Source organism: Streptomyces sp. NPDC058335, from assembly GCF_042723915.1.
Lineage (GTDB): Bacteria > Actinomycetota > Actinomycetes > Streptomycetales > Streptomycetaceae > Streptomyces.
Genome location: NZ_JBHXHX010000004.1, coordinates 196,388 through 208,404, shown reverse-complemented (window position 1 = coordinate 208,404; position 12,017 = coordinate 196,388). Strand labels below are relative to the sequence as shown.

At 69.1% G+C, this 12,017-nt stretch carries 13 protein-coding genes; 8 read left to right on the top strand and 5 right to left on the bottom strand.

The features are described 5' to 3' along the window. Positions 1 to 78: 78 nt before the first annotated feature. Complete coding sequence (locus ACFWJX_RS09005) at positions 79 to 219, bottom strand: hypothetical protein (protein WP_383239023.1); 141 nt, start codon at positions 217 to 219, stop codon at positions 79 to 81. Between the two features lie 277 nt (positions 220 to 496). Between ACFWJX_RS09005 and ACFWJX_RS09000 the strand changes: the two genes are divergently transcribed. The 3 genes from ACFWJX_RS09000 to ACFWJX_RS08990 all read left to right on the top strand — a co-directional run bounded on the left by ACFWJX_RS09000 (position 497) and on the right by ACFWJX_RS08990 (position 3,215). Next, positions 497 to 1,339 carry an MBL fold metallo-hydrolase gene (locus ACFWJX_RS09000; RefSeq protein WP_383239021.1) on the top strand — a complete coding sequence of 281 codons (843 nt, stop codon included), beginning with the start codon at positions 497 to 499 and terminating at the stop codon, positions 1,337 to 1,339. A gap of 265 nt (positions 1,340 to 1,604) precedes the next feature. Next, entirely contained in the window at positions 1,605 to 2,702 is a 1,098-nt protein-coding gene (locus ACFWJX_RS08995) for a glutamate--cysteine ligase (protein WP_383239018.1), read from the top strand. 201 nt (positions 2,703 to 2,903) lie between these two features. Beyond that, entirely contained in the window at positions 2,904 to 3,215 is a 312-nt protein-coding gene (locus ACFWJX_RS08990) for an NIPSNAP family protein (protein WP_383239015.1), read from the top strand. A gap of 55 nt (positions 3,216 to 3,270) precedes the next feature. Here ACFWJX_RS08990 and ACFWJX_RS08985 read toward each other — a convergent pair whose 3' ends face one another. Together ACFWJX_RS08985 and ACFWJX_RS08980 are read right to left on the bottom strand one after the other, a co-directional pair. After that, the gene (locus ACFWJX_RS08985; RefSeq protein WP_383239012.1) at positions 3,271 to 3,759 is read right to left on the bottom strand and encodes a GNAT family N-acetyltransferase; all 489 of its coding nucleotides are present in this window, start codon (positions 3,757 to 3,759) and stop codon (positions 3,271 to 3,273) included. Between the two features lie 74 nt (positions 3,760 to 3,833). Then, the gene (locus tag ACFWJX_RS08980) at positions 3,834 to 4,640 is read right to left on the bottom strand and encodes an alpha/beta fold hydrolase (RefSeq protein ID WP_383239009.1); all 807 of its coding nucleotides are present in this window, start codon (positions 4,638 to 4,640) and stop codon (positions 3,834 to 3,836) included. A gap of 184 nt (positions 4,641 to 4,824) precedes the next feature. Here ACFWJX_RS08980 and ACFWJX_RS08975 point away from each other — a divergent pair, with 184 nt between their 5' ends. The 3 genes from ACFWJX_RS08975 (at position 4,825) to ACFWJX_RS08965 (ending at position 7,420) form a co-directional block, all read left to right on the top strand. Further along, on the top strand, positions 4,825 to 5,301 hold the full coding sequence (locus ACFWJX_RS08975) for an SRPBCC family protein (RefSeq protein ID WP_383239006.1): 477 nt from the start codon (positions 4,825 to 4,827) through the stop codon (positions 5,299 to 5,301). Between the two features lie 637 nt (positions 5,302 to 5,938). Beyond that, entirely contained in the window at positions 5,939 to 6,370 is a 432-nt protein-coding gene (locus ACFWJX_RS08970; RefSeq protein ID WP_383239003.1) for an NfeD family protein, read from the top strand. A gap of 3 nt (positions 6,371 to 6,373) precedes the next feature. Next, positions 6,374 to 7,420 carry an SPFH domain-containing protein gene (locus tag ACFWJX_RS08965; protein WP_383239000.1) on the top strand — a complete coding sequence of 349 codons (1,047 nt, stop codon included), beginning with the start codon at positions 6,374 to 6,376 and terminating at the stop codon, positions 7,418 to 7,420. A gap of 275 nt (positions 7,421 to 7,695) precedes the next feature. Here the strand turns inward: ACFWJX_RS08965 and ACFWJX_RS08960 are convergent, their stop codons facing one another. Both ACFWJX_RS08960 and ACFWJX_RS08955 read right to left on the bottom strand, forming a co-directional pair. Further along, positions 7,696 to 8,931, bottom strand: a complete 1,236-nt coding sequence (locus tag ACFWJX_RS08960; protein WP_383238997.1) for a right-handed parallel beta-helix repeat-containing protein — start codon at positions 8,929 to 8,931, stop codon at positions 7,696 to 7,698. A 324-nt stretch (positions 8,932 to 9,255) separates the two neighbouring features. Further along, the gene (locus ACFWJX_RS08955) at positions 9,256 to 9,852 is read right to left on the bottom strand and encodes a TetR/AcrR family transcriptional regulator (protein WP_383238994.1); all 597 of its coding nucleotides are present in this window, start codon (positions 9,850 to 9,852) and stop codon (positions 9,256 to 9,258) included. 158 nt (positions 9,853 to 10,010) lie between these two features. Here ACFWJX_RS08955 and ACFWJX_RS08950 point away from each other — a divergent pair, with 158 nt between their 5' ends. Together ACFWJX_RS08950 and ACFWJX_RS08945 are read left to right on the top strand one after the other, a co-directional pair. Further along, positions 10,011 to 11,030, top strand: a complete 1,020-nt coding sequence (locus tag ACFWJX_RS08950; protein WP_383238991.1) for an aldo/keto reductase — start codon at positions 10,011 to 10,013, stop codon at positions 11,028 to 11,030. Positions 11,031 to 11,141: 111 nt separating this feature from the next. Next, positions 11,142 to 12,017, top strand: coding sequence for an LLM class flavin-dependent oxidoreductase (locus tag ACFWJX_RS08945; protein WP_383238987.1), 876 nt, complete (start codon positions 11,142 to 11,144; stop codon positions 12,015 to 12,017).

The window sequence follows — 12,017 nt, the reverse complement described above, 5'->3', positions numbered from 1 at the left end:
TCCGTCTGCTACGGAAGCGACGGGCCCGGAGCGGCACCGCCGCGTACGCCGATGCCGCGGTCATCCGGTGACTTCGTCCTACGCCTCCTGCGGGTCATCGGTGGCGCCGTCGGACGGGTCCGGCTCGGGGCGTCCTTCCTCCTCCGGAGGAACGTCCCGTTCACCGGTCTCCCGCTCCAAGGGAGAATCCGGCTCGTGTTCGGTTCCGGGACTGCTCATGGTCACTCCTTTCACGGGCCCGACCCCCCCTGCACAGGCCTGCCGACTTCCCGAGGACCGAGAGGCGAAACTCCGCGGATGCACGACCGGAATCCTCCGCAACCGGAATCGTCCGTAGCCGTGCCCCCGGACGAGAATCGGCGAGGTCGCGGGCGAGCCACCACGGGATGCCGGGCCGGGCCGGGGTACCCGCTCCACCTGGAAGCACCCCACCGCCCTCTCGGACCGGGTCCGGACGGCCGCCCGCCCTGCCGCTCGTACCGTGGGGAGAGTTCCCGTGACTCCACTCGCCGACGAACCGCTCCACATCCACTTCATCGGCAACGCGACGGTCCTGCTGCGGTACGGCGACCTCACCGTCCTGACGGATCCGAACTTCCTTCACCGCGGTCAGTACGCGTATCTCGGCTACGGCCTCGTCAGCCGCCGCCTCACCGAACCGGCTCTCGATGTACGCGCGGTGCCGGACCTGGACGCCGTGATCCTTTCGCACCTGCACGGGGACCACTGGGACCGCGTCGCCCGCCGTCATCTGAGCCGCGCGCTGCCGATCATCACCACCCCGCACGCTTCACGTCGGCTGCAAGGACTCCACGGCTTCCACCGTGCCCTCGGCCTGCGAACCTGGCAGGACCACGTCCTGCGCGGCCGGACCACCGAGGTCAAAGTCACCGCCATGCCCGGCCGTCATGCCGGGAACGGGCTGTTGCGCCGCATGCTGCCACCCGTGATGGGCAGCATGCTGGAGTTCGGTGCCGTCCACGGACCCGTCCGGATGCGCCTGTACATATCGGGTGACACGCTGCTGTTCGACGGCCTCGACGAGATCGGCCGACGCTACCCGGACGTGGACCTGGCCGTTCTGCATCTGGGCGGCACCCTCCTTCCCGGCGGCATCCTGTTGACGATGGACGGCGCCCAGGGAGCGGAGTTGGCGGACCGCATGCGCCCCGGCGCGATCCTGCCCGTGCACTACGGCGACTACACGGTGATGCGTTCGCCCCTCGAAGCGTTCCTCCACGAGGCCGAGCAGCGGGGACTGGCCGATCGGCTCGTCCACTGCCGCCACGGACAGCACGCGACCCTCAGGGCGGACGGTGGCCCACCCGTGGTCGCCTGACCCCTGAAGTGGGGTCACAGGATCCGCCGGACGATCGCGCTCCCATGCCGCACGCCGCGTCGCGGCAGGCCATCTCTCCGCCCGCGAGTGACATGATCGCGATTCTGCACTTCGCGCCCGTGAATGTGGCGGGTTTGTGATGAAGCGATTGCGGCACTCGGAGGCAGCCCCACGGCATGCGTCCCGCCAGGCGATGGACGCCGCCAGACGGGCTCGGGTACATCGTGAGCCGGTTCACGGCAGCGACCTGAACAGAGGGCGGTCGATGACCACGATCGGCGTGGAAGAGGAGTACCTGCTGGTTGACCCCATCGTGGGCCTTCCGGTGCCGCAGGCGGAGAAAGTGCGTCTGGCGGCGGACCTGGCGAACATCGTGGGCGGCGAGGAGGTGCAGTCCGAGCTGCTGCAGGTCCAGGTCGAGGTGGCGACTCCGGTGTGCGGCACGCTCGAGGAGGTCGGTGGGCACCTGCTGCGACTGCGGCACGCCGTCGGCTCGGCCGCCGAGGAGCACGGTTGCCGGATGGCGGCCGCCGCGACGCCGCCGCTGCGTGACGGCCGGCCCGTGGGCGTCACCGACGAGGCGCGGTACCGGGCCATGGTGGTGCAGGCGCCTCAGCTGGTGGCCGAGCAACTGGTCAACGGCATGCATGTGCATGTCGCCGTGCCCAGCCGGGAGGCGGGTGTGCAGGTACTGAACCGGATACGGGTGTGGCTGCCGGTGCTGACGGCGATGTCGGCGAACTCCCCCCTGTGGGACGGCCACGACACCGGGTTCGCCAGCTGGCGCACGGTGATCTTCAACCGTTGGCCGGTCGCCGGCGTCCCCCCGAGCTTCCGCGATGCGGCGGACTACGACCGGCGGGTGCAGCGCTTGCTGGAGAGCGGCCTGATCTCGGACACCGGCCAGGTGTACTGGCAGGCCCGTCTTTCGGAGCGGTATCCCACCATCGAGGTGCGCTGCCTGGACGTCCAGCTGCGCGCGGACGATGCCGTCATGCTCGCCGGCATCGTCCGGTCTTTGGTGGAGACAGCCCTGGATGAGGCAACCACCGGCCGGGTCCCCTCCCCGGACTGGGCGCCGGAACTGCTGCAGGCGGCCATGTGGCACGCCACCCGTCACGGGCTCAGCGACACCCTGATCGACCCGAGCGGCGGTCGACGCCGCGCCGGCGACGTGCTGTGCGGGCTGCTGAGCCATGTCGCCCCCGCCCTCGACGCGTCCGGCGACACCCGGCAGGTCACAGCCCTCGCCCACCGACTCTTGCAGAACGGGACCGGCGCCGACCGGCAACGGGCGGCCCTCGCGGAAGGTGGAATGCGCGCGGTCGTCGACCTGATCACCAGGGAAAGCACCGCGCCGTGATCTCGGCGGACCCGTGCGGTACCTCCCGCACCTGTCTCCGACGCGGTGTGGGAGACCCGCCCGCCATGCCCGGCACCCCGTCAGGCGCAGCCCGTCGCCGTACGGCATCGACATCGACATCGCGGAGTACCGCGCTCCCGACGGCATCCGTCGGGTCCAGGTCCTCGTCGGGCCTCAGCGGTGACGCGGCATGATGGAGCCATGATCACGATTCATCTGAAGTACGAGATCGACGCCGACAAGCTCGAGGACTTCGAGGAGTACGGCCGCCGGTGGGTCGGGCTCGTCAACCGCTTCGGCGGGACGCACCACGGCTACTTCCTGCCGAGTGAGGGCGACAGCGACATCGCCTACGCCCTCTTCTCGTTTTCCAGCCTCGCCGCGTACGAGCAGTACCGCACGGACAGCATGCAGGACCCGGAGTGCCAGGCGGCGTTCGAGCTGGCTCGCAGCACCCGCTGCATCAAGCGGTACGAGCGACGGTTCCTCCGGCCGCTGGACGGCTTGTCGTAGCCGTAGCCGTGGCCGTGGCCGTGGGCAAGGCCGGGGGAGCCCTGAGCAAGGACGCTCAGGCAGGCGGAATGAGGAACTCGAACTCGGGGCGCTCCCAGCCCACGGCGGGTGGGTTCGCGGGCGCGGTCCCGGTGCGCACCGCACCCACCCTGCGGTAGAACCCCTCGGCCGGAGGGTGCGACACCACCCGGACACGGTCGAGCCCCGCGGCGCGCGCCTCGGACTCCATGTGCGCGACGAGCAGCCGCCCGATCCCACGCCCTTGTGCCTCGTCGGCGACGAACAGCAGGTCCAGCTCCTGCGAGGCGACGAGCAACGAGTAGAAACCGATCACACGGCTTTCGTGCTCGTCGTCGGTGGCGGCCACGAAAACGCGGTGGGCCTCGATGTGGTCGGGCCCGACCCGGTAGTCCGCGACCATGCCCGCGTACTGCCCTTCGTAGGCGCGCGAGCCACGCACGAGCCGCGTGAGCCGTCTGGCGTCCCGCGCGACGGCCCGCCGTACGGTGATCGGCCCGTTCCTCGGCGTAATGCTCGACTTCATACGGAGAGTATTACGCACTGCTGCCTCCGCCAGAGGCGCCCTGGCGCGGGCGTGATCCTCTCCTCTCGCTCACGTCACGACGGAGCGCCGTCCGCGGCCGTCCGCCGGGCACGCCGGATGGGGAAGAACGTCGGGACGGGATCGTTCGCGAGGTACTCGAGGATGAGGCGGTTGACCTGCTCCGGCTTCTCCATGGGCAGCGCGTGCGAGGTCCCCGGGACGACGGCCAGCTCGGCATCGGGGACGGCGCGGTACAGGGCGATCGTGTGCTCGAGCGTCACCAGATCGTCGTCCCCCACGACCACGAGTGTGGGTGCGCTGATACGTCCCAGGTCGTCCTTGGAGATGGTCGGCTGTGTGCGGATCATGTCGACGACCTTCTCCGCCACGATCGGCCAGTGTCCGGCGCCATCGGGTGACGTGGCCTCGTACATGTCACGGAACATGGCCATGTCCGGCGCATCGGGTCGCATGTGATCGAACATCTCCGGCGCGGCCGAACTCTGCGGTCCTGGGAGGAAGTTGGCTCCCATGACCACGATCTTCCGGGTCAGCTCCGGGCGGGCCACGGCGACGAGCAGTGCCACGATCCCGCCGTCGCTCCACCCGACGAGATGGGCGGCACCGCCGACGACCGACTCGATGAAGTCGATGGTGTCGTCGGCCATGGCCCGATAGGAGAGGGGTCCGTCGATGTCGGGCGTGTGGCCGTGCCCGCGGCGCTCTGGAAGGAACAGTTGGTACCGCTGCGCGAACGCGGCTCGCTGGGCACCCCATGTGTCGTTCGTGCAGAGACCGCCGTGCAGCAGGAGCAACGGATCGCCGGCGCCTTCCGACTCGTACCAGGTCCGCACACCGGGGAGCTGCACATATGTGCCCATGGATCCTGGCCTCCCTCGACTGCCGCCGATACCCGTCAGTCTCCTCGGCCGACCGGATGGCCCGCAACACGAGGATTTGATCCGGGGACCGGGGCCGCGTGGTCGTATCCGGCGCCACCTCGGGTACTCGATGCCAGGGCCCGCCGGGCCCTGGCATCGACGCAAGTGAGAACGGAGCGCACAGATGAGCACGGTCAAGGAAACGGTCGAGGTCGCCGTTCCCGTCCACACCGCCTACAACCAGTGGACGCAGTTCGAGGAGTTCCCGCGGTTCATGGAGGGAGTCGAAGAGGTCAGGCAGGTGGACGACCGCCACAACCACTGGACGACCAAGATCGGTGGAACCCGGCGTGAGTTCGACACCGAGATCGTCGACCAGCTCGCCGACGAACGCATCACGTGGCGCACCACCAGCGGAGACACCAAGCAGAAGGGCACGGTCCGCTTCGAGCGCCTGGACGACACGCATACGCGGGTTGAGCTGGTGATGGACGTCGAGCCCAGCGGGGTCGCGGACAAGGCCGCGGACGCGCTCGGCACGATCGACCGGCGCGTCAAGGGAGACATGAAGCGCTTCAAGCAGTACATCGAGGAGCGCGGAAGCGAGTCCGGAGCGTGGCGCGGACGCATCAAGCCGGGCGACACCGGCTCCTCCTTCTGACCCGACGGCCCCGTCCCTCGGCCGCGGCACCAGGGTGGGGTGCGGGGATGCTCCCGCCCCCTCCCGGTTCCCGGGCGCCGAACCCGCGGTGAAGCGAGCCGAATGCGCTCCGCCCCAAGCTGCCTGGCATGACAACGACATCGACCCCACTCGACATCGCGGCCGGCCGCCGGTGCCGCGTCGTCGTACGTGATCGCCTCCGCAGGACTCGCCGAGGCGGGCACGGTGACCGTACGACGCCGGACGAGCTCCTCGCCACCCTGCACCGGGTCGGCCGCATGTCTGCCATTTCTCCGGCGAGGGCTGTCGTCGCGGGCCGCTGACCTCTGTGTGGAACCGATGTACGGCGGCGTGCGTGATGTCCATCGTGACGCCGATCCACTCGTCGTCCGGCTCCCCCCCCCCCGCGTGCCCCGCGTCGTCGCCGCGGCGCCTCGCGTGTGACGTCGATTTTCCCGTGCGGGGATGGGTAAAGGTCTCTCCATAAGAGAGCGCGAAGCAGGTGCTCGGGTGGCGGTGTGGCGGGAGGTCCGTCAGTGTGCCTCGCGCGTGCCTCCGTCGGTGACGGATGCGCCGTACCGTTGACCACGGACGGTGTGATTCCTTCGCGTGCTCGCGTCCTCGGGAGGGGGCACCTATGGATCCGTGGCTGGTCTGGTTGGTCGTTGCGGGGATCTTTGCGGTGGCGGAGATCTTCACGCTCACCGCCGCGCTGGGCATGCTCGGCGCGGCCGCGTTGGTCACGGCCGGGACTGCCGCCCTCGGGTTGCCGGCGCCCCTCCAATTCCTGGTGTTCACCGTCGTCGCCACTCTCAGCGTGATGTTTGTGCGCCCCATTGCGCTGCGACACGTGTTGCAGCCTCAAACGGAGCGATTCGGCATAGACGCCTTGGTCGGCAAACCCGCCTATGTCGTCTCGGAAGTGACCGGCCTCGGTGGCAGAGTCCGCATAGAGGGAGAGGAATGGACGGCGCGCGCCTATGACGAGACGTTGGTGATTCCCCCTGGAACGGCCGTGGACGTCATGGAGATCAGCGGCACCACCGCACTCGTCTACCCCCGGGAGTGAACCATGGAAGCTTCGGCGTTCCTCATCGCCGGCCTGATCGTCGCGCTGATCGCGGTCTTCACCGTGGTGCGGGCAGTGCGCATCGTGCCCCAGGCGCGTGCTCGCAACGTCGAACGGCTCGGCCGTTACCATCGGACACTGAAACCCGGCCTCAGCCTCGTGATCCCTTTCATCGACCGCGTATATCCGGTGATCGACCTCCGGGAACAGGTCGTCTCCTTCAAACCGCAGCCGGTGATCACCGAGGACAATCTGGTCGTCGAGATCGACACCGTGCTGTATTTCCAGGTCACCGATCCGCGAGCGGCTTTCTACGAGATCGCCAGCTTCCTCCAGGCGGTCGAACAGCTCACCGTCACCACTTTGCGCAACGTGGTGGGATCCATGGATCTGGAAAAGACGCTCACCTCACGCGACACCATCAACAGCCAGCTCCGTGGCGTGCTCGACGAGGCCACGGGCAAATGGGGTCTCCGGGTCAACCGGGTGGAGATCAAGGCCATCGACCCGCCCCAGTCCATCAAGGACGCGATGCAGAAGCAGATGCGGGCCGAGCGGGACAAGCGGGCCGCGATCCTCGGGGCCGAAGGGCAACGTCAGTCGCAGATCCTCACCGCCGAAGGCGACAAGCAGGCCGCTGTCCTGCGCGCTGAGGGCAACCGGACGGCCGCGATCCTCCAGGCCGAAGGGCAGTCCCGGGCCATCGACGAGGTGTTCCAGGCCGTGCACCGCAACGATCCCGACCCCAAGCTGCTCGCCTACCAGTACCTTCAGGCGCTGCCCCAGCTCGCGCAGGGGCCGGGCAACAACTTCTGGGTGATCCCGAGCGAGATCACCTCCGCACTCGCGGATGTGTCACGGGCGTTCAGCGAGGTGCTGCCGCAGTCGCCGGCCACGCGCGAGAAGCCCTCGGACGACGGGGCGGCCCAGGCCGCCAGCGACGCCGCGCAGGCCGCGGAAGCGGCTGCCGAGGCCCTCGCCGACGCGGCCAAGGCCGACGCCGTCACCCCGAGGGCGCTTCCGGACGACCGAGGCTCCGGAAGCGGGTGATCGACCGCCCCACGCGCGTGGGGCCACGCGCGTGGGGCGGCCGGTACGTGTTGCCGGGCCGACTGTGCGGTGGTGGGGTGGACGTGCTCGCGCGTCGGACCGCGCGAGGAGACCGCCGGGCGAACAGCGCTTGCCCGCCACCCAACCGGCGATTCCAGGGCGGTAGTTGAGACGCAGGGGCCCGTCCCCGCCTTCTTCGCGGCCGGGTCACGTGCGACTGGCCGTGGAGCCCTGCGGCTCCGACGGAAACGGGCTGAACCGCTAGAGAGTGCCGCTCAGAACCGGGCACCGACGTCCGCGCCGTTGCCGGGGCGCAGGAATGTGGAGGAGGGGATGGCGCCGGCGGCTGTCCTGGCGCCGGTGATCGTGCTCGGATTCGTACTGGTGAGTGACCACGTGCCCCCGAGATCCCAGGAGTTGCCGCTGCCGGTGGAGGTGGAGCCCAGTGAGGCTTCGGTGCCGTTGGCCACCGCGAGGTTCTTCGTCAGGGTGCTGGAGGACCGGTTGAAGGTGAACCCGGTCTTCCCGTTGTCCCACGCGGTGCAGCGTTCGATCTTCATCGCGCCCGGGTTGTTGTTGTCGACGAAGCCGCCGGCGGAGTTGTCCCAGGCCATGCTGTTGCGCACGGTGTGGTTGGCGGCCACGCCGTTGCCGCCCATCTTGAAGCCGTTGCCGTCTCCCTGGTAGTCGGGCAGGCTCCAGCGGTTGAACCCGTTGCCCCAGGCGAGGGTGCTCTCCACGAGAATGGGCGAGTTGTCGAACATCCAGAAGTCCAGGCCGTCGTCCGCGTTGTTCCACAGCCGGGCGCCGCGCAGCACGTTGCCGCTGCCCGAGCCTTCCTTGATGGCCAGACCGTCGGCGCTCTCACCGTTCTTGCGCGGATCACGGTTGCCGTAACTGTCCAGGTTGAGGATCTGGTTGTTGCCGGAGGCGCCCTGGAGGTGGAAACCGGACTCATAGTTGTCACGGGTGACGAGACGGTCGAAGACGTTGGAGCTGGTGTCCACGCCGAACACGCCGTAGGGGCCGTGGATGATCTCCAGGCCGGTCAACCGCCAGTGCTCCCCCTCGATGTGGACGGCGCCGCGTCCGGAGCGGGGAATGCTCGAGCCGACCGCCCCCGGCGTGTACGGCATGTTCTCGCCGTCGATGACGACGCGCTCGTTGTTGTAGTTGCGCAGGGTGATGGGCTGGTCGGCCGTGCCGCTCTTGAGGAGCTGGATGTTGGTGCTCGGCGCGTAGGTTCCGCCACGGATCTGGATCGTGGTGCCCGCCTGCGCCAGGTCGACCGCGCGCTGGATCGTCTTCAACGGGGCGGTGAGTGTCCCTGGGTTGCTGTCGTTGCCGGTGGCCGCCACGTACAGGTCGGCCGCCAGGAGTTGACCGCTGCCCGCGACCGGGTGCGGCGGCGGCGCCGGTGCGGCGTGCGCGCCGCCCGCAGAGGGCAGGAGCAGGAAGCCGGCCAGGAGGCCGGAGAGGCCGGTCGACAGGGTGACGCGTTTCGGGCGCATGGTACGTCTCCAGGATGCGGCTCTGCACGGGCGACGGGAAAGCGCTTTCCGGGTGACGGTAGGAGTCGCGCTACGTGCGCGTCAATAGATGTGTACGTGATCCACGTTCGCCTACATGAACTCCGGAGAGTGGTCGCGGCCTCGGTATGACCTTGCCGGGGTGGTGCCGAGCCAGGGATGCCGGGTGGTGCCAAGGCGGCGAAAAAAGGAGACGACGGCGGCGGGACGCCGCTCGGCGGGTAGGCGCCCGCACCGCTCCTGGTGCGGGCCACTGGAAGGTGGCGTTCGATACCCCGGACAGCGTCAACGGCCGCTGGATGGTGGTCAGTTCGGTCGGCGTAGGCCTGCGACGAGGACGTCGACCAGTCGGCGTGCGTCGTAGCGGGAATCGCTTTCCGCGCCGATGCAGAGGTTTCCGACGCCGCGCATCAGTTCGTAGGCCTCCAGGTCCGAGCGGATCTCGCCGGCGACGGCCGCGGCTTCGAGCAGTTGTCCGCACACGGGTACGAGGCGGTCGAGGAAGTAGGCGTGCAGCGTGTCGAAGCCGGTGTTGTCGGACTGGAGCACGGCGGCGAGTCCGTGCTTGGTGACCAGGAAATCGACGAAGAGGTTGATCCACTGCCCGAGAGCGGCATGAGGGGTCGGGCCGGCCGCCAGCAGGGCCGGTCCGGCCTCGGCGCAGGCGTCGACCTGGTGCCGGTAGACGGCGATGATGAGGTCCGCTCGCGTCGGGAAGTGGCGGTAGATCGTGCCCAGTCCGACGCCGGCTCGGGCCGCGATGTCGCGGACCGGCGCTTCCACGCCTGACGTGACGAAGACGGCGGCGGCCGCGTCGAGAAGGCTTTCCTTGTTGCGCCGCGCGTCCTTCCGCTTGGACTGGGCCGTTTCTCCTGCGCTTGCGCGCTCGTCGCTGTCACTCACCGCGCGGCTCCTTCCGCTACCGACCTTGCAAAGCGGAACATCGTTCCGTATCGTCTGTTCCGGAACGAGGTTCCGTTTACTCATGATGTCAGAGCCGGGACCGGCCACCAAGCCACGCATCGCCCCACGCTTCACCCGTCCATGGAGGAGACACGGTCATGCAGTACCGCACCCTGGGCCGCACCGGTGTACAGGTCAGCTCCCTCGCGCTCGGCGCGATGAACTTCGGCACCATCGGACGCACCACCCAGGACGAGGCCACCGCCATCGTCGAAGCCGCCCTCGATGCCGGGATCAACCTCATCGACACCGCCGACATGTACAGCGACGGCGAGTCCGAGGAAATGGTCGGCAAGGCCATCGCCGGCCGCCGCGAGGACATCGTGCTGGCGACGAAGGCCACCATGCCGATGGGCGACGAGCGTAACCATCAAGGCAGTTCGCGCCGCTGGCTGGTCACCGCGCTGGACGACAGCCTGCGCCGTCTCGGAGTCGAGCACGTCGATCTCTACCAGATGCACCGCTGGGACCCGAGCACCGGCGACGAGGAGACCCTGTCGGCGTTGACCGACCTCCAGCGTGCGGGAAAGATCCGCTATTTCGGTTCCTCGACGTTTCCGGCCTACCGCATCGTGCAGGCGCAGTGGGCCTCCCGCGAGCATCACCTGGGCCGTTACGTCACCGAACAGCCCAGCTACTCCATCCTCCAACGCGGGATCGAGACCCACGTTCTGCCCGTGACCGAGCAGTACGGGCTCGGCGTGCTGGTGTGGAGCCCGCTGGCCTCGGGCTGGCTGTCGGGCGCGGTCCGTGCGGACCGGGAGATCAGCACCAGCCGCTCGACGTTCATGCCGCAACGCTTCGACATCACCGTCCCCGCCAACCGGGCCAGGCTCGACGCCGTCGAACAGCTGGCACAGGTCGCCGACGAGGCCGGCCTGACCATGATCCAGCTCGCGCTCGGCTTCGTGACCGCGCATCCCGCCGTGACCAGCGCCCTCATCGGTCCCCGCACGATGGACCACCTGCACGCACAACTGGCCGCCGCCGACACCGTGCTCTCCGCGGACGTTCTCGACGCGATCGATGCCGTCGTCGCTCCCGGCACCGACCTGGCGGCTCACGAGAAGTTCGACACCCCTCCCGCGCTGCTCGATCCGGCTCTGCGGCGCCGCTGATCCCCGAAGCCGCAGCGGCCGCCTCCGCACCTCTCCGCAAGCGTTTTCCTCCTGATTCTCGGCAGCACACCTCGAGCCGGTGCCACCCGCGTCGAAAGGACCGATCACTCCATGCCGCACACACCCCGGCCCAGTTTCGGGATCATGACCGCGCCTTCGCAGGTCGACTACCACGACGTCCTTCGGGTCTGGCGCGAGGCGGACGCGATCCCGGAGATCGAGCACGCCTGGCTGTTCGACCACCTCATGCCGATCGGCGGCGACCCGTACGGACCGGCCTACGAGGGCTGGACGCTGCTCTCCGCCCTTGCCGCCCACACCCGACGACTGCGGCTCGGCGTGCTGGTGACCAGTAACCGGTTCCGGCCGCCCGCGATGCTGGCCAAGATCGCCACGACCGTCGACATCGTCTCCGGCGGACGGCTCGAGTTCGGCATCGGTGCCGGCTCACGACCCGGCCACCCCCTCGCCCGGCGCGAGTACGACGCACACGGTCTGCCCTTCCACGACGCCGCGCACGCCGTGGCAAGCCTCGACGAAGCGTGCACGGTGATCCGGCGGCTGTGGACCGAGGAGAAACCTTTCGACTTCCACGGCACCCACCACCAGCTCACCGGAGCGTTCGGCAACCCCAAACCGGTCCAGCGCCCGCACCCACCGATCCTCATCGGCGGACGCTCGTCCGCGACGCTGCGCGTGGCCGCCGCACACGCCGACGTGTGGAACATTCCCGGCGGCGACATCGACGACGTCGTCCGCCGCAGCGCACTGCTGGACCGCTACTGCACCGAGATGGGACGCGACCCCGCCTCGGTCACCCGCTCGATCCATCTCCCCGTCTCCTACGACCGGCCCGGCGTCACCCGGGGCGCCGTCGGCGAGGCGATCGACGCGGGCTTCCGGCACATCGTCCTCGGGCTGCCGGCGCCGTATCCCGCCGACGTGGCCCGGTGGGTGACGGACGAGCTGATCAGCACGTGGGCCTAG